18 protein-coding genes and 2 tRNA genes are annotated in these 21,416 nt (G+C 62.8%); 12 read left to right on the top strand and 8 right to left on the bottom strand.

Features of this window, described 5'->3' with window-relative positions; translation table 11 throughout:
- Positions 1–223 precede the first annotated feature (223 nt).
- From KR227_RS07790 to crgA, 8 genes are all read left to right on the top strand, one after another.
- Positions 224–1,405: a DUF3662 and FHA domain-containing protein gene (locus tag KR227_RS07790; protein ID WP_255549195.1), complete on the top strand. Its 1,182-nt coding sequence runs from the start codon at positions 224–226 to the stop codon at positions 1,403–1,405.
- A 347-nt stretch (positions 1,406–1,752) separates the two neighbouring features.
- The gene (locus KR227_RS07795; RefSeq protein WP_218364806.1) at positions 1,753–2,235 is read left to right on the top strand and encodes an FHA domain-containing protein; all 483 of its coding nucleotides are present in this window, start codon (positions 1,753–1,755) and stop codon (positions 2,233–2,235) included.
- The gene (locus tag KR227_RS07800; protein ID WP_218364807.1) at positions 2,235–3,605 is read left to right on the top strand and encodes a PP2C family serine/threonine-protein phosphatase; all 1,371 of its coding nucleotides are present in this window, start codon (positions 2,235–2,237) and stop codon (positions 3,603–3,605) included. The genes KR227_RS07795 and KR227_RS07800 overlap by 1 nt, the downstream gene beginning before the upstream one ends.
- A 3-nt stretch (positions 3,606–3,608) precedes the next feature.
- The gene (locus KR227_RS07805; protein WP_255549196.1) at positions 3,609–5,057 is read left to right on the top strand and encodes an FtsW/RodA/SpoVE family cell cycle protein; all 1,449 of its coding nucleotides are present in this window, start codon (positions 3,609–3,611) and stop codon (positions 5,055–5,057) included.
- A gap of 10 nt (positions 5,058–5,067) precedes the next feature.
- Positions 5,068–6,519 carry a penicillin-binding transpeptidase domain-containing protein gene (locus KR227_RS07810; protein ID WP_218364808.1) on the top strand — a complete coding sequence of 484 codons (1,452 nt, stop codon included), beginning with the start codon at positions 5,068–5,070 and terminating at the stop codon, positions 6,517–6,519.
- Between the two features lie 27 nt (positions 6,520–6,546).
- Positions 6,547–7,983, top strand: a complete 1,437-nt coding sequence (locus tag KR227_RS07815; protein ID WP_218364809.1) for a serine/threonine-protein kinase — start codon at positions 6,547–6,549, stop codon at positions 7,981–7,983.
- Positions 7,984–7,985: 2 nt separating this feature from the next.
- Positions 7,986–10,079 carry a Stk1 family PASTA domain-containing Ser/Thr kinase gene (gene pknB, locus KR227_RS07820; RefSeq protein ID WP_218364899.1) on the top strand — a complete coding sequence of 698 codons (2,094 nt, stop codon included), beginning with the start codon at positions 7,986–7,988 and terminating at the stop codon, positions 10,077–10,079.
- 228 nt (positions 10,080–10,307) lie between these two features.
- Complete coding sequence (gene crgA / locus KR227_RS07825) at positions 10,308–10,574, top strand: cell division protein CrgA (RefSeq protein ID WP_151529660.1); 267 nt, start codon at positions 10,308–10,310, stop codon at positions 10,572–10,574.
- A 587-nt stretch (positions 10,575–11,161) separates the two neighbouring features.
- On the opposite strand, the gene KR227_RS07830 is transcribed toward crgA, so the two are convergent.
- A complete protein-coding gene (locus KR227_RS07830; protein ID WP_218364810.1) occupies positions 11,162–11,845 on the bottom strand; it encodes a rhomboid family intramembrane serine protease in 684 nt (227 codons plus the stop codon).
- A gap of 152 nt (positions 11,846–11,997) precedes the next feature.
- Positions 11,998–12,528 carry a peptidylprolyl isomerase gene (locus KR227_RS07835; RefSeq protein ID WP_218364900.1) on the bottom strand — a complete coding sequence of 177 codons (531 nt, stop codon included), beginning with the start codon at positions 12,526–12,528 and terminating at the stop codon, positions 11,998–12,000.
- Between the two features lie 101 nt (positions 12,529–12,629).
- Between KR227_RS07835 and KR227_RS07840 the strand changes: the two genes are divergently transcribed.
- From KR227_RS07840 to KR227_RS07855, 4 genes are all read left to right on the top strand, one after another.
- Positions 12,630–13,430 (top strand): hypothetical protein, encoded by an 801-nt coding sequence (locus tag KR227_RS07840; RefSeq protein WP_218364811.1) that lies wholly within the window; start codon positions 12,630–12,632, stop codon positions 13,428–13,430.
- A gap of 363 nt (positions 13,431–13,793) precedes the next feature.
- Positions 13,794–14,342 (top strand): OsmC family protein, encoded by a 549-nt coding sequence (locus KR227_RS07845; protein ID WP_218364812.1) that lies wholly within the window; start codon positions 13,794–13,796, stop codon positions 14,340–14,342.
- Positions 14,343–14,346: 4 nt separating this feature from the next.
- Positions 14,347–15,435, top strand: coding sequence for an acyl-CoA dehydrogenase family protein (locus KR227_RS07850; protein ID WP_218364813.1), 1,089 nt, complete (start codon positions 14,347–14,349; stop codon positions 15,433–15,435).
- The gene (locus KR227_RS07855) at positions 15,432–15,911 is read left to right on the top strand and encodes a flavin reductase family protein (protein WP_218364814.1); all 480 of its coding nucleotides are present in this window, start codon (positions 15,432–15,434) and stop codon (positions 15,909–15,911) included. Before KR227_RS07850 ends, KR227_RS07855 begins: the two co-directional genes overlap by 4 nt.
- 3 nt (positions 15,912–15,914) lie before the next feature.
- Here the strand turns inward: KR227_RS07855 and KR227_RS07860 are convergent, their stop codons facing one another.
- From KR227_RS07860 to gyrA, 6 genes are all read right to left on the bottom strand, one after another.
- A complete protein-coding gene (locus tag KR227_RS07860; RefSeq protein ID WP_218364815.1) occupies positions 15,915–17,546 on the bottom strand; it encodes a bifunctional ADP-dependent NAD(P)H-hydrate dehydratase/NAD(P)H-hydrate epimerase in 1,632 nt (543 codons plus the stop codon).
- Between the two features lie 31 nt (positions 17,547–17,577).
- Entirely contained in the window at positions 17,578–17,910 is a 333-nt protein-coding gene (locus KR227_RS07865) for a PRC-barrel domain-containing protein (RefSeq protein WP_370625210.1), read from the bottom strand.
- A gap of 209 nt (positions 17,911–18,119) precedes the next feature.
- Positions 18,120–18,192, bottom strand: a tRNA-Ala gene (locus KR227_RS07870).
- Positions 18,193–18,219: 27 nt separating this feature from the next.
- Positions 18,220–18,293 (bottom strand) — tRNA-Ile (locus tag KR227_RS07875).
- Between the two features lie 157 nt (positions 18,294–18,450).
- The gene (locus KR227_RS07880) at positions 18,451–18,795 is read right to left on the bottom strand and encodes a DUF3566 domain-containing protein (protein WP_218364817.1); all 345 of its coding nucleotides are present in this window, start codon (positions 18,793–18,795) and stop codon (positions 18,451–18,453) included.
- Positions 18,795–21,407, bottom strand: a complete 2,613-nt coding sequence (gyrA, locus tag KR227_RS07885) for a DNA gyrase subunit A (RefSeq protein ID WP_218364818.1) — start codon at positions 21,405–21,407, stop codon at positions 18,795–18,797. Before gyrA ends, KR227_RS07880 begins: the two co-directional genes overlap by 1 nt.
- Between the last annotated feature and the right edge of the window lie 9 nt (positions 21,408–21,416).

The following is a 21,416-nucleotide window of genomic DNA, read 5'->3' on the forward strand; positions in this document are numbered from 1 at the left end:
TTTTGCGCTGGTAGAAGTTCATTGTGGCTGGCGTGGCCTCTATACTGGGGCCACACTTCGGCTCAGGTGTGGCCATGCCTCTTATATTTTCATGGGGCATGAGAGCTGCCTGCAGGCTCGCGCGGTGAGAGCGGTGACGGGCGAAGGCGGTGAGCGTTGTGGCCACCACGGCTATGACGTGCACATTCTGAGCCTTGATAGGGCCATAATGGCCGTGCCAGATATGTCGGCCACAACTGATGAGCCGCTGAGTACTCTCGCCGAAGAAAAGAAGGAAGGTGACACTGCATCCGCTATGTCTGTGTGGTCGAGATTCGCAAAGATGGACAGCGCCTTGCAGCGCGGCCTAGATAACAGCTTCGCCTTCGTCTTTGGCGGCAAGATTGTGGCCGCCGAAGTCGAGGAGGCGCTTAAACAGTGCGCCGAGGACGAGGCTGTCACCACCTACGAGGGCTATGTGGAGGTCCCCAACCAGTTCGAGGTGATGGTGGGCAAGAAGGATTTCTCCAATCTGCAGGAAACCTCGCCCGAGCTGCCTTGGGATTTCGCGGACCGTCTGACCCGCTATTTCCGCAATCAGAATTGGTCGCCTGCGGGGCCAGTCGTCGTCAAGCTTGTGCAGGCTAAGGGGCTGCGCACCGGACAGTTGAAGTCCCACTGCATCCGCGCCCAGCACCCGGAGGATGAGAGTGGTTTCTACGGTATGCCGGAGGACGCGGATGCCGTAGAGTCTGAGGATTCAGGCTCTGTCGAGGAGCACTCTTTCGAGCAGCAGCCGGAGGATCACGACCAGCAGGATCCTCACTACAATTCCACTCCGCACCGCAATGAGCCGGCGGATCACCAGCCAGCAGAGACGAATGGATATATGAACAGCGATCACCACAACTCCCCCGGCGCGGCCAGCGCAGCAGGCGCGACCGCGGGCGCAGCGGCCGGTTATGCCGCGGCAACCCCGACGAGCGCTGCTCATCACGTGGACATGCCCAAGGCCACCGCGCTTCCGCCGGAGGATTCCGCCGATTACTCCGCGGAGACCACTACCTTCGACTCCCCCTCCGAGACAGCGGCGGCGCATGCGCCGGAGGAGACCCACACCCCAGCGGCATCGCAACCGACCGTGTCCTTGCTGCTACAGGATGGCTCCTCGCGCACCTACTTGGTCCACGATGGCTCGAATATCATCGGCCGCTCGAATGACGCAGACTTCCGCCTGCCCGATACCGGGGTTTCCCGCCAGCACGCCGAAGTCACATGGAATGGCCATGATGCTGTCATTACAGACTTGCAGTCCACGAACGGAACCACCGTCAACGATGTTCCGGTGGATAATTGGCTGCTCGCAGACGGTGACGTGATCACTGTGGGGCACTCCTACATTGAAGTGCGGATCACTAATAACTAGGCCTACGCGTACTAAAATGTGTGGGTAACCTGCTTGGCTCCCACGCTGGGCGGGGGTGTTTTCCGCCCTCGGGCGGGAATAACCCCTACCAGCAGCATGGTTGGTGCTGGTAGGGGTGCATCTGTGTGGTGCGGCCGGAGACTGGATCGCTTGTCCTTGTATATATGAGGAAGCGACTGGAAGGCGGCACCGCAGAGCTCGCGCCCCGCAGCACCGGCAGCTGCTGGTTGTGTCCCGTGGCCCAATCAGCCGGACATGCGCACCCGGCGCATGAACGTGCGGGGCGGATATGAGTGCCCGCCCAGAGCACACCGACATTGCCTTTAAAGGAGGCCTGAAGAACAACAATGAGCGCCGTCATCTTACTTGTGTTCCGTATCGGCCTGCTTGTGCTGCTCTGGCTGTGTATTTTCTTTGCGCTGCGCGCCATGCGGCGCGATACCAACCGGCTCGCGGGCACGCAGTCCTCGGGCCGTTTCTGGTCCAAGCGTTCCCCGGCGGCCGCCCCGGCGGGGGCGCCGCGTAAGCGCCCCCAGCCACCGGCGCAGCTGGTGGTGGTCGATGGCGCGATGCGTGGCTCCCGCATGGATCTGCTTGGTGTCCAAGAGATCACGATCGGCCGCTCCCAGGATTGCACCTTTGTGATCCAGGACGACTTCGCCTCCTCCCGCCATGCGCGCCTCTTCCGCCGCGGCGATGACTGGTTTGTGGAGGATCTCGATTCCCGCAATGGCACCCACGTAGGCGGCTACCGTATCGACCAGCCCGAAAAGATCACCACCGAGAGTGAAGTGACAATCGGGCGCACGACCGTGAGGCTGATGCCCTGATGCTGAGACTACATTTTGCGGCCGCCTCGGATCGCGGCCACGTGCGAAAAAACAACGAGGATTCCGCCTACGCTGGCCCCAATCTGCTGGCCTTGGCCGATGGCATGGGTGGCCACGCTGCGGGCGAGATCGCCTCGCAGCTGATGATCACTCATCTGCAGAAGCTCGACGCCAATCCCGGCGATAATGACATGTTCGCGCTGCTCGGCGGGGTCGCCGATGATGGCAACCGCTCCATCGCCGCGGAAGAGCGCGCCAATCCTCAAACTGAGGGCATGGGTACCACGCTGACGGCGCTGATGTTCGACGGCACCGAGTTCGCCATGCTGCACGTGGGCGATTCCCGCGGCTATCGGCTTCGCGATGACCGCCTCGAGCAGATCACCGTGGACGATACCTTCGTCCAATCGCTGGTGGACGAGGGCAAGCTCGCCCCCGAGGATGTCTCCACGCACCCGCAGCGCTCGTTGATCCTCAAGGCGTATACCGGCCATCCGGTGGAGCCCTCTTTTCGGCTTATCGACGCCAAGCCCCAGGACCGCCTCCTTCTGTGTTCAGATGGCCTCTCTGATCCGGTGTCCTTTGACACCATCGAGGAGACCCTCCGCCACGGCTCTCCCGCCGAGGCGGCCCGCAAGCTCGTCGATCTCGCGCTGCGCGGCGGCGGCCCCGATAACGTCACCGTGGTGGTGGCCGATGTGGTGGAGGATGAAGGATCCGAGTCCTCGCAGCTGGCCGTGACTCCCATGGTGGCGGGCGCGCTCAATAGCGCCACTGCCGAGGAGCCGCGCGGCAATACCTCTGCGGCCCGTGCCTCTCTGCTCGATAAGGATGAGGCGCCCTCCCCCACGGGCGAACCACAGCCCCGCTCGGAGGCACCTGCAGACGATGTCGAGCCGGAGCCGGAGGAGCGCGAGGAAGGTTCTTCTTCGCGGTTTCGCTGGATTCCCATCAGCATCGCCCTTGTTCTGATCCTCGCGGCGATTCTGGGCGGCTGGGCGTTTATGCGCAGCGTGGACTCGCAGTACTACCTCACCACCGGGGAGAATGATCGCCTCGAGATCCAACACGGCGTGAACCTCGATGTCTTTGGCGCCTCCTTCCACGAGCCGCACCAGGCGGCCTGCTTGGATAAGTCCGGCAATCTATTACTCACTGATCCGGTGAAGCCATCCAAGAACTGCTCCCTGTTCACCTTGGACGCCCTCCCCGAGGCCACCCGCAACTCCGTGGAAGGCCTGCCCTCGGGCAGCTATGACGAGGTGGTGCAGCAGCTGCAGCGTCTCGCCAATGACGCCCTGCCGGTGTGTCTCAAGGGCGAGGCCGGGGATCTCACCAAGCCCGGAACCAATTGCCGGGAGGTGAAGTAGCCCATGAGCGTATGGCAAAGAATCACCATCCGAAGAAATGAGATGTGGCTGCTCATCTTGTCGGCGGCCATCGTCATGGCCGCGGTGGTGAGCCTCGAGATTTCGCTGGGCAATGAGCTCGGCAGCCAGCTGCTCTGGGTGGGCGGCGGCTTCATCGGCGTATTCATGATCGCCCATTTCGCCCTCGTGTGGAAGGCCCCGCACGCGGACCAGATTTTGCTGCCCGTAGCGGCGACCCTCAATGGCCTCGGCCTGGTGATGATCTCGCGTCTCGACGCAGCCAAGGACACCTCCATGGCGACCCGCCAGGTGATGTGGTCGCTGGTGGCTGTGGTGCTCATGACCATCGTGCTGGTGATCATGGAGGACTACATGGTGCTCACCCGCTATTCCTATATTTTGGGCGTGGTCGGCATCATCCTGCTGGCCCTGCCCATGGTGTGGCCGCAGGGCTCCGGCATCCAATCCGATGCCCGCATCTGGATCTCGGTTGGCCCCTTCACGCTGCAGCCCGGGGAATTTTCCAAGATTTTGCTGCTACTCTTCTTCGCCAAGCTCTTGGCGGATAAGCGGGCCCTCTTTAATGTCGCCGGCTACCGCGTGCTGGGGCTGGAGCTGCCCCGCCTGCGCGATCTCGGCCCCATCTTCTTCGTGTGGGCGCTGGCGCTGGTAATCATGGCCGGAGAAAATGATTTCGGCCCGGCGCTGCTGCTCTTCTCCACCGTGCTGCTCATGATGTATCTCGCCAGCGGCCGTATCTCTTGGCTGCTCATCGGCGTGATCCTGGTGGCTATCGGCGGTGTGGGCATCTATCAGATCTCGGACAAGATCCAGTCCCGCGTGGCTAATTTCATGGACCCGCTGGCGAACTATGACACCACCGGTTTCCAGCTCTCCCAGGCGCTATTCGGCATGTCCTGGGGCGGCATCACGGGCACTGGGCTGGGCGAGGGCTACCCCCAGGCCGTGCCGGTGGCGGAATCGGACTTCATCTTGGCCGGCATCGGCGAGGAGCTCGGCTTCATCGGCCTCGCGGCCGTGCTCGTGCTCTTCACCCTCTTCGTGGTGCGCGGCATGCACACCGCCATGCTGGCGAAGTCCTCCTATGGAAAATTGGTGGCCTCGGGCTTGTCCATGACCATCATGATCCAGCTTTTCGTGGTGGTCGGCGGTATCTCCGCCATGCTGCCCATGACTGGTTTGACCACTCCTTTCATGTCCCAGGGTGGCTCTTCGCTGATGGCCAACTACATCCTGCTGGCCATCCTGCTGCGCATCTCTCACCAGGCGCGCGTACCGGAGGATCACAGCAGTGCCACACCGCCGCAGCGTGGCGGCGGCCACGCGGAGCCCTCCAGCTTGGAGAACACCTCGCACTTTTCCGCCGTCGGCAGCGAGCACTCACCTGGAATGTCCCCGTCCACTCACTCAGCACAGAAGAATCGGAGGTAGGTGAGAGACCATGAATAAGGCTATTCGCTCGTCCACCATGATCGCTCTGCTGATGGTTCTGGTGCTGCTGATTAACCTCACCGTGGTGCAGGGCTTTCGCGAAGAAACCTATGCGCAGAACCCGCTGAATAAGCGCCAGTTTTATGAGATGAAAAGCACCCCCCGCGGCCAGATTTCGGCCGGTGGCGTGGTGCTGGCCAAGTCCAGCAAGGCCGCGGACGACTTCTACTACCGCTCCTACCCTTCCACCAATCCGCAGGCCTATGCCCCCGTCAGCGGCTATCTCTCCGATATCTATGGCGCCGCCGGGCTGGAGCAGGGCTTCAACGAGGTGCTCAATGGCACCGATCCCTCCATGCTGGTGTCCAACACCTGGGACACGCTCACCGGCAAGGAGCACGATGGGGCGTCGCTGAAGCTGACCCTGCTCCCCGAGGCCCAAGAGGTGGCCTATCAGCAGCTGGTGAACAATAACTATGAGGGCGCCGTGGTGGCCCTCAAACCCTCCACCGGCGAGGTGCTGGCCATGGCCCAGACCCCGAGCTTTGATCCCAATACCGTGGTGGATAATGATTCCGCCGAGCAGGCGTGGGAGCGGCTCACCTCGGATCCGGCCTCACCGCTGCTCAACCATGCCACCCAGGAGACGCTGCCGCCTGGCTCGATCTTTAAGATCATCACCTCTACCGCGGGGCTGCGCAATGGCTACGAGCCGGGCTCCCAGCTCACCGGCGAAGCCAAGATCACGCTGCCGAACTCCACCTCGACGCTGGAAAACTACGGTGGCCGGCCCTGCGCTGGTGGCGGCGAGGTATCGCTGACCACGGCGTTCTCCCTCTCCTGCAATACCGCCTTCGTGCAGATGGGCGTGGATGTGGGCGAGGATGCCCTCTACGATGCCGCGAAATCCTTTGGCATCGGCGAGACCTATGATCTTGGGCTGCCGGAGACCCCGAGCTCGGTCGGCGATCTCAGCGATCCCGCCCGGCGCGGCGTGTCCTCTATCGGCCAGGCGGATGTGTCCATGACGGTGCTCGATGCCGCCGTCATGGCCGCCACCGTAGCCAATAACGGCAAGCGCATGAAGCCCTATGTGGTGGATGAGGTGCTGCGCTCGGATCTGTCTACGCTGTCCTCCCATAAGCCTCAGCAGGCCAAGGATGGCTTGGATGAGGATGTGGCGGCCAAGCTGCAGGAGCTGATGCGGCAGTCGGAGCGCAATACCTCCGGCGGGCGCGGGGATATCGCCTCCAAGACCGGTACGGCTGAGCATGGCGAGGATTCACGCTCCAGCTTCCCGCACACCTGGTATGTGGCCTTCGCCCCGGATAAAGACGCCGATGTGGCGGTGGCTGTGGTGGTGAAAAACGGCGGTAACCAGGGTGCTGGCGCTACCGGCGGTTCGGTGTCTGCCCCTATTGGTCGCGCCGTGATCGATGCCGTTTTGAGGACGCAGGCCTAGCCGCGGATCGGAAGTGAGAAAGCAACTATGAGTAATGACTCCACCGGATTAGACCGCGTGCAGGCCCTCATCGGCGATGACTATCAGCTGCAGTTCATCATTGGACACGGCGGTATGTCCACGGTGTGGCTGGCGAAGGAAAGCCAGAGCGGCCGCGAGGTGGCCATTAAGGTGCTGCGTCCGGAGTTTTCGGACAATGAGGAATTCCTCACCCGCTTCCGCAATGAGGCGGAGGCTGCGGAGAATATCAATTCCGAGAACGTCGTGGGCACCTACGACTACCGCGAGGCGGATGATCCCGCGGGCAATGTGTTCTGCTTCATCGTCATGGAGTATGTCCGCGGCGAGTCCTTGGCGGATATGCTGCGCCGCCGCGGCAAGCTGGAGCAGGAGCAGGCCCTCGATGTGTTGGAGCAGGCCGCCCACGGGCTGGCCGTGATTCACCGCATGGGTTTGGTGCACCGCGATATTAAGCCCGGCAATATCCTCATCACCGAGTCCGGGCAGGTCAAGATCACCGATTTTGGTATCGCCAAGGCGGCGGAGGCCGTGCCGCTGACCCGCACCGGCATGGTGGTGGGTACCGCCCAGTATGTCTCCCCGGAGCAGGCCCAAGGCCACCCGGTGACCGCCTGCTCGGATGTCTATTCTCTGGGCGTGGTGGGCTATGAGATTCTCGCTGGCCACCGCCCCTTCAGTGGGGATTCGACGGTCTCGGTGGCCATTGCGCATATTAATGAGGCCCCGCCGGTGTTGCCGCGGGAGATCGCCCCGCAGATCCGGGAGCTTTTGGGGATCTGTTTGCGTAAGGATCCGCAGCGTCGCTACGCCGATGGCAATGAGCTCTCCCACGCTATTTCCGCGGTGCGTTTTCACAAGCGCCCGCCGCAGCCGCGCTCGGCGGCGGTGGCTGGTCAGGCACCGCAGCACCACCCCGGATCCTCCACCACCGCGCTTGGCAATGCCACGGTTCCGACCACGGTGAATCCGGCGGTCACCCCGCCACAGCCGCAGATGCTGCCCGCTGCCCCCCGCGCGGCTCAGCAGCCGACGGGTCAGCGTCCCGCGAAAAAGAAAAGCATCGGGCCGTGGCTGTTTGTGCTGCTTCTTCTAGTAGGAGGCATGGGCGTGCTGCTGTACTATCTCACTAGCCAACCGACGGGGCAGCCCGCGCCGACGGAGACGAGCAGCACCAGCGAGGAGACGTCGACAAGCGAATTGCCCCCGGTGACGGAGACCGTGATCGAAACGATCACCCCCGAGCGCCCCGAAAGCCCAACGCTAAGCTTTGAGGAAGAACCATCCCAGCCGAGCGTGACAACATCGCAGCAGCCGCCGGAGGAGCCCGCATCTCCACGGCCCACGCAGTCCACGCAGCCCACCCAACCCGCGCAACCGGCGCAGCCCACCCAACCGGCATCGCCGGCTGACACCCCCGAGAACGACGAAGGAGGCGAACAATAATGATGCACACCAGTTTCGGTGGCCGCTATGATCCCCAAGAAAATATTGGGCACGGCGGCATGTCCGATGTGTATTCCGCCACTGATACGCTCTTGGGTCGCCAGGTAGCGCTGAAGGTGCTGCGCATGGAGCTGGCGCGGGATGAGAATTTCCGCGAGCGTTTCCGCCGCGAAGCCCAAAACTCTTCCCGGTTGAACCACCCCAATATCGTGGCGGTGTATGACACCGGCGAGCAGCTCATCGATGGCGTATCGGTGCCCTATATCGTGATGGAGCTGGTGCACGGCACAACCCTGCGCGGCATCGTCCACGACCGCGGCCCCTATTCGCCATCCGAGGCCGCCCAGGTGATGATCCCGGTGTGTTCGGCGCTGCAGGCTTCGCACGACGCCGGCATCATTCACCGCGATATCAAACCCGCCAACATCATGGTCACGAATACCGGCCAGGTGAAGGTGATGGATTTCGGTATTGCGCGGGCGCTTGACGACGCCACCTCGGCGATGACCCAAACCTCTGCCGTGATCGGCACCGCCCAGTATCTCTCCCCGGAGCAGGCGCGCGGCCGCAATGCTGACGCCCGCTCGGATGTATATGCCTTGGGCTGTGTGCTCTATGAGGCCATCACGGGCCGGCCGCCTTTTGAGGGCGAGTCGCCTTTTGATGTCGCCTATCAGCACGTGCACGAGACCCCCACGTCGCCCTCGGAGTACGCCAGCGATCTCACCCCCACCATGGCCACCAATATTGATGCGGTGATTCTCACCGCCATGGCCAAGCACCCGGGTGATCGCTACCAGTCGGCGGCGGAGTTTTCCTCCGATCTCGAGCTGGTGATGCGCAACGCCGTCACCCATGCCGCGAAGATGCACCTCTCCGGCCCGGTGGGGGCCAAGCTGGAAAATACCCATCGCCAAGGCGAGGGCCCAGCACATACCGCGATTATCGGCGATTCCGGCGAGATCTCCGCCGCGGCTGCCAGCGCTGCCGGTGCGGCAGGTGCGGCAGGTGCGGCAGGTGCCGCGAGCGCCGGCGCCCAGCACTATGGCTCGCAGAACGAGTACCCGGCCACTACCCAGTACGCCACCGCCCAGCAGGCCCCAGCACAGCAGAGCCCCCAGGGCGGGCATCGCAAGCAGAAGTCCTCCCGCTGGGGCGTGTGGCTGACCTCTATCCTCGCCGTCGTGGTGGTGGGTATTGGTGCCGCTTTCGCCGTGGATTATTTTGGCAACCGCGAGGAGCGGGTGGCCGAAAGCTCCATCTCGGTGCCGACGATCGCCGGGCTCGAGGAGCAGGTCGCCACCCAGCGGCTGCGCTCGGCCGGGTTTGAGGTGATTCGCTCCGAGGAACCCAGCCCAGATGTGGCGCGTGGTCTCGCATTGGGCACGAATCCTTCCGCCGACTCCACCCTGCCCAAGGGCTCGACGGTGACACTGATCGTCTCCTCGGGTAAGGAGATCGTGGAGGTGCCGCAGATCACCGGCCGCACCACCGAGGCCGCCAATAGGGAACTCGAAAGGGTGGGGTTGAAGCTCAACTCCACCCCGCGTGAGCAACCCTCGGATACCGCCCCCGCCGGCGAGATCATCGAGCAGTCGCCGCCCGCCGGTACGGCCGTGTCCAAGGGCTCCGAGGTGAGCATCACCATCTCCACCGGTGTGGAAAATGTGCGCATCCCCTCGCTCACCGGCATGAAGTACGAGCAGGCCGTGGGCAACCTCGAGTCCGCCGGCTTTATCCCGCAGCCCGAGTATGTGGAATCCGATAAGCCGGAGGGCACGGTGCTCGGCGTCAATGGCGAGGGCACCAAGGTACCCAAGGGCTCGACGGTGATTGTGCGCGTGTCCAATGGCAAGAAGCAGATTACTGTCCCGGATCTCCGCGGCAAGAACGTCAATCAGGCCGTCGCCGCCCTCCGGGCCGCCGGCTGGAAGGGCACCCAAGCCCAGGTGCGCCAGGAAGAGGAGCCCACCGATGATCTGACGAAGCAGAACACCGTGGCCTCCCAGGTTCCCGCCGCTGGAGAAAGCATCGGGGATGAAGATGATGTGGTCCTGCGGATCTATCGCTTCTCCCTGCTGGAACTCGCGCCCTAGCCGCAAGGACAACCGCAGCGCGCACCGCAGCTGGTGCCCCTGTATCAGCCACACACCCGCCCCCGCCACAGCGCGTAAGGGCGGGTGTGTGCTGTGTACTGTTCCCAGCCGCGCGAACACGGCCCCCGTGTGCGGTGTTCAGAAACTCTATCGACGCTGGTAGTGTGTGCAGGAGACGTCCACGGGCGCACCTGCCCGAGAACTGTGAAAAGAAAAGAAAGGCTAGATATGCCGAAGGCAAAGGTTACTCAGAGCTCGACCACGGTGTCGACGTCGACGGCTAGCCGCACCCCTGTGAAGATCAATTCCTCCGGTACCCCGCTGTGGTACAAGGTCTTGATGTTTGGGCTGATCTTGCTCGGCCTGGCCTGGCTAGTCGTGAACTATCTGGCCGGCCCGCAGATCGCGCTCATGCGTGAGCTCGGCCCGATCAACTTCGCAATCGGTTTCGGTCTACTCATCATTGGGCTGCTGATGACGATGGGCTGGCGCTAGCCACGCAGACTGAGAAAGAACCCGACTCAGCTGGGGAGTCGGGTTTTTTTCATGCCCGCACACCCCGCCTCCACCACTGCGTAGTAGCAGCGATAGCCCACGGCTGGGGTGCCGGCGCGTCCGCCACCGGAGCCAAAAAGACACCACACGCGATGCCCACCACCCCCGTGTGAGAGAGCAGTTATGCACAATTGCACAGGGTTATGCACAACCCAGGCTGTGCATAGCGGATGTGTGTAGAAAACGGCGAAGTTATGCACAGACTGTGGATAACTCTGTGGATTCTGCTTACATTCTTGTAATTCAACGCCTCTGCACAGCCTGTGCATAACTTTGTGCACTAACTCAACACGCTGTGCACAGAGCTGAATAATGTTCTAACTATCTGGCCAAACGCAGGTCAGTAAGGGTCGTTTCGAAAGCCCGTGCGTTCGAGTCCAGCTAAATTACACGCAGAAGATTATGCACAGCCTCCACAGTGGGTGTGCACAGCCCTTCTACCTTTGCCCACAAAACACTTATCCCCACCGACTGGGCATAACCTGCCTGTCGATGGGGATAACGCTTGATGTCTCACATCTCGTTTGTCACAAGATGCTTGTGGATATCTTCGCGAAGCCGGCCAGCAGAGCACAGACGCTTGCCCCACATAAAAGACCAACAATGGGGGTGCGTTGCTGCCGGGTGCCATATACCAGCGGCCAGGCGAGCAGAGCGCCCATGAGGATGCCGCCGATATGGCCCCACACCGACACATTGACTGCGATGAATGTGTAGACGATATTCACCGCCAGCAGCACAGCCGGCCCGCGCACATCGCGGCCAGTGCGGTGGCAGAGCACCATAAAGACCACCATCAGCGCATAGACCGCGCCCGAGGCTCCCGCGGTAGAGGCCAGCGGGCTGGCCCAGGTGATGCACGCGGCCGTGCCCACCACGGAGCAGAAATAGGCGGCAACCATCATGCGGCCGCCCACATAGTGCTCGATCTCGCGGCCAATGAGAAAGAGCAAAAACATATTCATCAATAGATGCGCGAGGCCCACGTGCATAAAGGCGTAGCCCACAGAGGGCAGCAGGCCGGCGAAGCCGAGATACGCCGCCCGCGGCGGAAAGAACACGAGGTATTCGGCCAGCGCGGAGCGTGCGAGGTTGTGCTGCAAAGAAAGCGACTCGACCGCGGTGATCAGATAGAACGCGCAGTTGAGCGCAACCAGCACCACAGTCACGGGCGCTTCGCGATACCAGCGAGCAATAGTGGAGGAATTCATGGCACTCTTTCTCTAGACACGCAAAGACCCATCGCCGCGTACGGCCACAGGCCGGCGATGGGTCACAGGGTGAGAGGGGGCGTCGCGGGGGTGGGGCGTGCAGCGCGCTTATCGACGTTCACTGCCCGCGCACCGCCGCGATGATTGCCCTCCTACTGGATGTCGATGGACTCGATAACCACCGGGTCATTCGGGCGATCCTGGATGGAGGTCTGCACCGTGGCGATGGTGTCCACGACTGCCTTGGAGTCCTCGTCCACAACCTCACCGAAGATGGTGTGGTGGTTGTTCAGGTGCGGGGTGGGCGCCACCGTGATGAAGAACTGGGAGCCGTTGGTGCCGGGGCCGGCATTGGCCATGGCCAAGAGGTAGGGGCGATCGAACTGCAGCTCGGGGTGGAACTCGTCCTCGAAGGTGTAGCCGGGGCCACCGCGGCCGGTGCCGGTGGGGTCGCCGCCCTGGATCATGAAGCCATTGATCACACGGTGGAAGATGGCGCCATCGTAGAAGGGGCCTTCGGTGGTGCCATTGGCATTGTTGGCACGGTAGTCCTTGGTGCCTTGGGCCAGGCCGACGAAGTTCTCGACGGTGACGGGCGCGTGGTTGCCAAAGAGTTCAATGACGATATCACCGTAATTGGTGTGCATCGTGGCAGTTGCGGTCTTCTGAGTCATAGCCCTCATCGTAGAGAAAAAACGTGGCATGTGCACCGTCACTGCACCTAGGATGGGACTATCTATAAAAGAAACTAAAGATTGGAAGGTAGATCACCACAATGAATCCCATGTTGCTCGTCCAGGGCGCACAAACCGCAAAAAAGGGCCTTATTGCATTGAATGAGTATCGCGCGAAGAAGGCTGATGAGGCCTATGACGCCCTGCAAGAGGCCGCCACTGCGGCCATGGATAAGGGCCAGGAGCTCTATGATTCGGCAGCTGAGGCCGTAGATAATGCGGACGTCGATAAGCGCGTCGCCGAGCTGAACAAGCGCGGCTCCGCCATTAGCGCCCAGGCTGCCAAGCGCTTAGAGAAGGCGAAGTCGCAGACCGGTTCCTTCCGCAAGGAAGCCGAGAAGAACGCCAAGAAGTCCGGCAAGCAACTGCGCAAGCTGGCCAAGCAGCGGGAAAAGGATGCCAAGAAGGCAGCCGCGCAGGCCAAGAAGAAGCTGAAGAAGGACAAGGGCTGCTCGAAGGGAAAGACCTTCGGCACGATCGCCGCAGTTCTGGCGCTGCTGAGCGCTGCGGCCGCCGCCGTGTACTACTTCTTCTTCCGCGAGGAGGAGAAGGTCCAGACCGTCCCGCCGCGGGTGGAGGACTTCGACACCGCCGTAGCGGATGAGGAGCCGAAGCTGGTCTACTCCACCGAGACCCCCGCCGATGCCGAGGTGGCCACCCCGGAGGACAAGCCCTTCGATGAAGAGGTTGCCGATTCCTTGGATCCTGCCGTGCCCAACACCGGTGTGGGTGAGCTCGATAATGAGGCCGAGGTAGAGAGCTGGACCGATGAGCGCTCCAGCTCCGCTCAGGCGCATGAGATTCTCTCCGCCGAGGTAGACGCCAAGTACGGCGAGGACGAGAAGAACTAAATACTCCTTCCCGCGGCCTCGAGCCGCGGCGAGCACACACCGCCAGCCCTTTGGGGCAGGCGGTTTTCTTCTGCCCCCAGTATCCGGCCCGCACTGTGATAGCCCAGTCGGTCTATATAGCGCCCTATCACGGGCGCACCAGCCGCTCTGTGGTGACGCCAGGAACCGTGCTGGTGGCGTCGATAAGCACCGAGAAATGGAGGATATGGTGTTGTGCACTGCAACTATGCTGCGGTCTAGACAACTCGGTATGTATTTATAGACTATTTTGTCTATTCTTTGCTAGGGTGGGCAGCGCACCGCAGCGATAGCCGCGCCCTGTGGCCGTCGTTGCCCCTTAACTAAGAAAGAAATGAGGCCCTGATGTCCGATCTCACCCCGAAGCACAACGCCGGCGAGCCGCTTGAGCCGATCGATAAGGAGAAGCTCGCGGCTTTAGCCCAGAAGAACATCGAGAACCCCGAGGGCGGCCGCAAGGTCATCCGCACCCATACCGAGGCCGATGGGCACTTCCGCAATTACACCCAGGTCCGCGACCTCGAGCCGGTGCTGGTGGCGGAACCGCCGCAGCTGCTGGGCGATAATTCCGCGCCTAACCCCACCGAGGTCGCCCAGGCCGCGCTCGCCGCCTGCATCTCCGTGGGAATCCAGGCGATCGCCACCCACCGCGGCGTCACCCTGAGCACGATCGCCATCGATATTGAGAGCGATATCGATATCTCCCCCACCTGGGGCGTCGGCGATCTCTCCCAGGACAAGCGCCCCGGAGTCTCCGAGGTGCGGGTGAAGGTGCATCTCGAGGGCGATGCCGACCGCGACACCCTCGATCAGATCCAAAAAGACGCCATCACCTGGTCGCCCGTGGTCAATACCTACACCCGCCCCGCCACACTCACCTCGGAGTTGATCTAGCACCATGAGCATCGCTCTCGCCCCCACCGCCACCACCGCCGTGTCTGAGCGCCTGCTGGAGCGGATCAGCGCCACCGCCCACGCCGTGGACACCGGCGCCACCCAGGCCCGCTATGCGCTGCCGCTGCTGGCCGCCGAGGGAGCACTCAACCTGGGCCTGGCCACCAACGCCGATGGGCAGTTCGGCGAGCAGGTCCGCGTGATTCGCGCGCTCGCCGAACGCGATCTCTCCGTGGCCTTCGCCAGCTGGGCGCACCGCATGGCCGCCGAGTACCTCTCGGTCGCGGAGACGCCTACGCCCTCTCTCGAGGAGCTGGCCGCCACCCTGCGCAGCGGCAGCGCCCCCGGGGTGACGGGCATGGCGAGCGTGATGAAAACCGCCGCCGGCTGCGGCAATCTAGACCTGAGCGCCACCGCTGTCGAGGGCGGCTATCGCGTCTCCGGCCGTATCCCCTGGGCCTCGAATTTGGCCGAAGATTCCATCATCGTCACCGGCGCTGCGCTTGCCGACGCCGCCCTCATCTTCGCGGTGCGCGCCAGTGATGAAGGCGTGGAATTGGCCGCACCCTTCGAGCTCCTCGGGCTCAATTCCACGGCCTCTGCGGGACTGACCCTCAACGAGGTGTTCATCCCCACCGATGCGGTGATTTCGACGGATCTCGCTGGCTTTGCCCGCCGGGTCCGCCCCACCTTCGCGCTCCTGCAGATCTCGGAATGCCTCGGTCTCGCCCAGGCTGCCATCACCGCGGCTACCTCGCGGCTGCACGGGGTGCACGCCACTTTTGAATCCGAGCAGGAGGATACCGCCCGCCGTATCGAGCAGCTCATCGCCACTCAGGACGAGCTCGCCGCGCGGGTGGGCCGGAGCCCGATCGCCCCCAGCGAGCTGCTGCAGCTGCGCCTCGACGCTGCCGAGGTGGCCACCCAAGCCGCCGGCATCGAAGTCCGCGTCGCTGGTGGAGCCGGCTATGCCAAGAACTCGCCGGCCTCCCGCCGTTTCCGGGAGGCCGCGTTTATCCCCGTCCAAAGCCCCTCCGAGGCGCAGCTGCGCTGGGAACTTGCCCGGGCCCACGAGGAAGAACGAGCAGCATGAGCGTGGCCACTGGGGTGTCTATCGCGGCCTTCAAAGACGCCGTGGGCAGTTTCCCGTCCGGGGTGACAGTATTAAGTACCCATGACGATGGCGCGGACTATGCCATAACGATTTCCGCCTTCTGTTCGCTCTCGGTGGATCCGCCCATGGTGCTGGTGTGCATCGACACCCGATCCAGGACACTCACGCATATGACCCCAGGCGCGCGGGTTGGTGTGTCTGTGCTGGCACGGAAGCAGAGCGCTCTGGCCTTGCACTTCGCCCACTATGGTGCCGATCGCTTCGAGACCGTCCCCCACCGGCGCGTCGATGACATCCCCCTTGTGGCCGGCGCCGCCTCCGCTCTCGTGGGCACCGTGGAGGACTGGCTCGTTGGCGGCGATCACCGCATCCTCACCATCCGCGTCGAGGACTGCACGACGAATCACGGGACTACGCCCCTGCACTATGAGCGCGGTGTTCTCGACGACTTCTAGCGCCTAGGCGTTAGTCCGGTGCGCGATGAGCGCGGCCGTCGCGGCGGGGATACTCTCGGCGATGGCGCTGGCGCTCGTCGGCGCCGGCCCATAGGGGGTCTGCGCCGCGAGTTCCGCGGCCACAGAGTGCACCAGCACCGCCGAGACCACCGCCTCCATGCAGTCGATGTGGCCGGTGGCCTCCGCCCAGGCGAGATGGGCGCCGAGAATACCCGCCAATACATCACCCGAGCCGGCCGTCGCCGCCCAGGACACACCCGTATGAACGATGGTGGTGTGCTGCGGATCAGCGATGATCGTCGCATGCCCCTTGAGCAAGACCGTGACGCCTAAGAGAGTGGCCAGCGTCTCGCAGGCCTCCACGCGGTTCTCAGCCAGCCCCGGCAGCTCATCGTCGAGGGCGGCGGCTAGGCGCTCGAACTCTCCAGCATGGGGGGTGAGCACGGTGGGCGCTTGGCGTGCGGCTACGGCGGCGCGCACCTGCGGTAGTTCAGCCAGCAGGGTGATCGCATCGGCGTCCACCACCACCGGAACATCCATGGACAGCGCGGTCAGTAATTCCTCGCGCGCCCTCTCATCTGTGCCGCGACCGGGCCCCACCACCACGCACTGCACCTGGCCGCATGCGCCAAGACTGGGATGAGAGACCACCTCTGGGAGGCGTTCCACAACTGTCGCCCGCAACGCCCCCACATAGCGCACCATGGAGCTGCTGGCCCGCACCGCGGCCATCGCACACAACACCCCGGCGCCGATATAGTCTTCAGATCCGGCGAGAATCCCCACCACTCCGCCGCTGTACTTATCATCCTCTGGCCCCGGAGACAGATCCGCAATACCCTGGTGGCCACCCATGCATTCATAGCCCTCGAGCTGCAACTGGCTTCTGCCAGAGACCGCGCGCAGGCCAGTGCGGGTGCGACGCCGCGTAATCTGCTGGGCAATCAGCTCGGATAGCGGCGGCAGCTGAGCGCTATCGAGGCCGATATCGGCTATGAGCACCGTGCCGCACGCCGCAGAGAGCAGATGGGCCAGGCGCGGCGCCCCAAAACTCACCGTCACATCCGCATTCACGTGCTGCTCCCCCGCCACGCCACTATCGGCGGCCACCCCCGAGGGGATATCCACGGCCAGCACCTGGGCCACATCCAGCCCCTGCAGCACCGCCGCGGCCTCTGGGCGTAGCCCAGGCCGCGCCCCAATGCCCGTGATGGCATCAATGAGCAGATCCACCGGTGCCAGGGTGGCGGGATCGTGTACCTCCGTTCCCCCAGCGTCAAGGAAACGCTGCCATGCCGGGCCGTGCACCGAGCTGCTGAGCCGATAGGCGCTCACCTGTGTCCAGCCCTGCTCGCGCAGCATGGCGGCCGCATAGAGGCCATCCCCGCCATTACCGCCGGCTCCTGCGAGCACCAGGATGTGGGGCTGGGAGGGGGCGTCGATAAGCCTCTGGGCATCGCCCAGCATGGCGCTGGCGACCCGCGCCACCGCACTGGCGGCACTACGCATCAGCTCATCGACGCTTCCTTGAGCATCGAGGAGAGGCTGTTCCGCGGCGCGAATCTCGGCGACGGTGGCCGGGCGGCTCAGCGTGCGGGTGGGGCTACCAAGAAGATCGGGTACGCAAAGGCTCATACCCACCAAGGATAATCCCGCCGGCCGAAGGCTAGGAGTAGCTCTCGCTATCCTCGGCGTCCGCAATGCCATAGTGGCGGTAAAGGCGTTCCTCCTGCTCGGGGCTGATATGGGCGCCATCGAAACTGGGGGCGCCATTGATGCGCTCTAAGGGAAAAGCCAGCTGCAGCCGCTCCTCCTCGAGGCGGTGGCCGAGCAGCGGCACCACGCTCGACTTCATACCGAAGAGGCCATGAGAGACCTCCACAAACTTGGGCTGGCCGGTGGCATCGTTGATGAATACCTCCTCCACGGCGCCCAGTTTCTCGCCGTCGCTATCGTATGCGGTGGCATCATTCAGCGCGGAGATCTCATGCTGAGACACGGGAGAACCTCTTTTCTTGGGTGAGTGTTCCACGGCGGCTGCGGCGCAACCACGGTGGATGGGCTGTTCTATCGCCGTAAGTCTCATTCCTCTCACCGCGATGGATCCAGAATACCCAGCGCAGCGCAGTGACGACCACTGATTGCCCTACACGCAGCCTAGACACAACAAAACCCCTAGTGGATAACCACTAGGGGAAATGTGGGTTGTGGAGCATAGGAGAATCGAACTCCTGACCTCCTGCTTGCAAAGCAGGTGCTCTACCAATTGAGCTAATGCCCCAAGCAACGAAACCCGAGGGCTTCGCAGTGGGCCTAGCAAGAATCGAACTTGCGACCTCATCGTTATCAGCGATGCGCTCTAACCGACTGAGCTATAGGCCCTTGGAACGTGTAAGAACTTTACCCAGAAAGGTGAACAACACCAAATCAGCTGGTCACGTCAGGTTTTTCGGCGTCTTTGTCGGTATATGCCAGCGGCCCCGAACACCGGTGATTCCGTGCTGGGGCCGCTGGCGCTAGCACCGACAAAAAGCGGTGTTTAGTCCTCGGTCTCGCCGATAGTGATCACGACGCCTCCGAAGAGATCAACCACGGAGTTGTAGATGATCGCCACGAGAGGCGCGAGGAAGGTGGCAATCAGGGCGAAGATCGCGCCCACCAGCGTCGCGAGCGAGACCGTGATGCCGAAGGTCAGCACCTGCTCGCCACCGACGCCTGCAATCACTTCATTGGCCTTATCCCACACCCCTGCGGCATCGAGACCCATATAGAGCACGATCACGCAGATGATCCAGGCAGCCAGTGCCGTGAGCGATAGGGCCAGCGCTGTCTTGAACACAGACAGCGGAGAAATATGCCGCACGGCGACTCTCTGGCTACTCATTAGTCCTCCTCGGACTCATCGTTGTCGCTGAGACCTTCCACTCCGGGAATGGGGTCCGCGGTGGCGTCATCTTCTCCGGTCTTGCGGGCCCGAGCAGCGGTCGGAGACTCGGCCTGGCCGGTGGCCACGGCGGTGGCGTTTTCCTCGCCCTCGTCCTCGACGTTGCGGTCGATAGCCAAGACCTCCACATCCTTCGCCAGGTCCACCAGACGCACGCCCATGGTCGAGCGGGAGCTCGGGCGGATCTGGTTCACCTCGGTGCGGATCACACCGCCGGCGGAGGTAATAGCAAAGATTTGATCGTCCTCATCCACAGCCAGAGCACTGATCAGCTTGCCGCGCTTCGGGGTGTGCTTGAGCGTGACCACGCCAATACCGCCACGGTTTTGGGTGGGGTATTCCTCCATCGGGGTGCGCTTGCCATAGCCGCCGGAGGTGGCCACCAAGAGGAACTCGCCATTGTCCACGCGGGTCATGGAGAGCAACTGGTCATCATCGCGGAAACGCATGCCCTTCACACCGGCGGTGGCGCGACCCATCGGGCGCAGCGCATCATCATCGGCGGTGAAGCGAATGGACTGGCCCTTTTCGGAGACCAACAGGATGTCATCATCGCCATTGGAGAGCGTGGCGCCGATGAGCTTGTCGTTGTCGTTGAGGTTGATGGCGATCAACCCGCCGGAACGGTTGGACTCATAATCGTGCAGCTTGGACTTCTTCACCCGACCCTGCTGGGTGGCCAAGACAAGGTACTCGGCATCGTCATAGGTCTGGATCTGAATGATCTGCGCGATGGTTTCTTCCGGCTGGAACTCCAGCAGATTGGCCACGTGCTGGCCGCGCGCGGTCCGCGAGGCCTCGGGCAGCTCATAGGCCTTCAAGCGATAGACCCGGCCAAAGTTGGTGAAGAAGAGAATCCAGTCGTGCGTGGAGCAGACGAAGAAATGGCGCACAATATCTTCTTGTTTCAACTCAGCACCGCGCACACCCTTACCGCCGCGTCGCTGCGACTTATAGGCATCCACCTTGGTGCGCTTGGCATAGCCGGTGGAGGTGATGGTGACCACCACGTTCTCGCGGGCGATGAGGTCTTCTTCAGTGACATCGCCGGAGGCCGCCACGATCTGGGTACGACGCTCATCGCCGTACTTGCGCACGATCTCCTCGAGCTCTTCGCGCACGATGGTGCGCTGGCGCTCCGGGGAGGCCAGAATGCTCTGCAGATCCTCGATGAGGGCCTGCAGTTCGGCCAGCTCGTCCACGATCTTCTGCCGCTCCAGGGCGGCAAGGCGACGCAGCTGCATGGCCAAAATAGCGTCGGCCTGGATCTCGTCGACATCCAGCAGCGTCATCAAACCGGTGCGGGCATCATCCACGGTGGGCGAACGACGGATAAGGGCGATCACCTCATCCAGCATGTCCAGTGCCTTGACCAAACCGCGCAAGATATGGGCGCGCTTCTCGGCCTCGTCCAGGCGGTACTGGGTACGACGCACGATCACATCGATCTGGTGCTTCACGTACTGTTTGAGAATCTGATCCAAGCGCAGGGTACGCGGCACACCATCCACAATGGAGAGCATGTTCGCACCGAAGCTGGTTTGCAGCTGGGAGTGCTTGAACAGGTTATTCAGCACCACGCGCGGCACCGCGTCGCGCTTGAGAGTCACCACGATGCGCAGGCCGACGCGATCGGAGGACTCATCGTCCACGCTGGAGATACCCGCCAGCTTGCCATGCTTGACCTGCTCCGCGATCGAGGAGACCAGGTTATCGGGATTCACCATATAGGGCAGCTCGGTGATCACGATGATCTGCCGGTTACCCAGTTCCTCGATGCTGGTGACACCGCGCATGCGAATCGAGCCGCGACCCGTGGTGTAGGCATCCTTGATGCCCTCATCGCCCACAATCAACCCTGAGGTCGGGAAATCGGGGCCCTTCACGCGCTCCATGCACGCCTCGAGCGCCGACTTCTCATCGGCCTCGGGGTGGGCGAGAATCCAATAAATGGCCTCGGCCAGCTCGTTGAGGTTATGCGGCGGGATGTTGGTGGCCATACCCACGGCGATACCGCCGGAGCCATTCATCAACAGGTTCGGCACGCGCGAGGGAAGAATATCCGGCTCGAGAGTCTTGCCGTCATAGTTCGGGGAGAAATCCACGGTGTTCTCGCGGATATCGCGCACCATCTCCATGGCCAGCGGCGTGAGACGGCACTCGGTATAACGCATGGCGGCCGGGCCGTCATTACCGCGGGAACCGAAGTTACCCTGGCCATCCACCAGCGGATAGCGCATGGACCACGGCTGGGCCATGCGGACCAGGGTGTCATAAATCGCGGAGTCACCGTGCGGGTGATAGTGACCCATGGTGTCGGCCACCGGGCGCGCCGACTTCACATAGCCGCGCTCCGGGCGATAGCCGGAGTCAAACATCGAGTACAAAATACGGCGGTGCACCGGCTTGAGACCGTCGCGCACCTCCGGCAGCGCTCGACCAACAATGACAGACATGGCGTAGTCGATATAACTCGACTGCATCTCCTCATTGATATCGATGGGTTCGATGCGGTCGAATAAGCTCTCGCCGCCCTGATTGTCATCGCTCACGCGCGTCAC

The organism is Corynebacterium sp. TAE3-ERU30 (genome assembly GCF_019209925.1).
GTDB lineage: Bacteria > Actinomycetota > Actinomycetes > Mycobacteriales > Mycobacteriaceae > Corynebacterium > Corynebacterium megadyptis.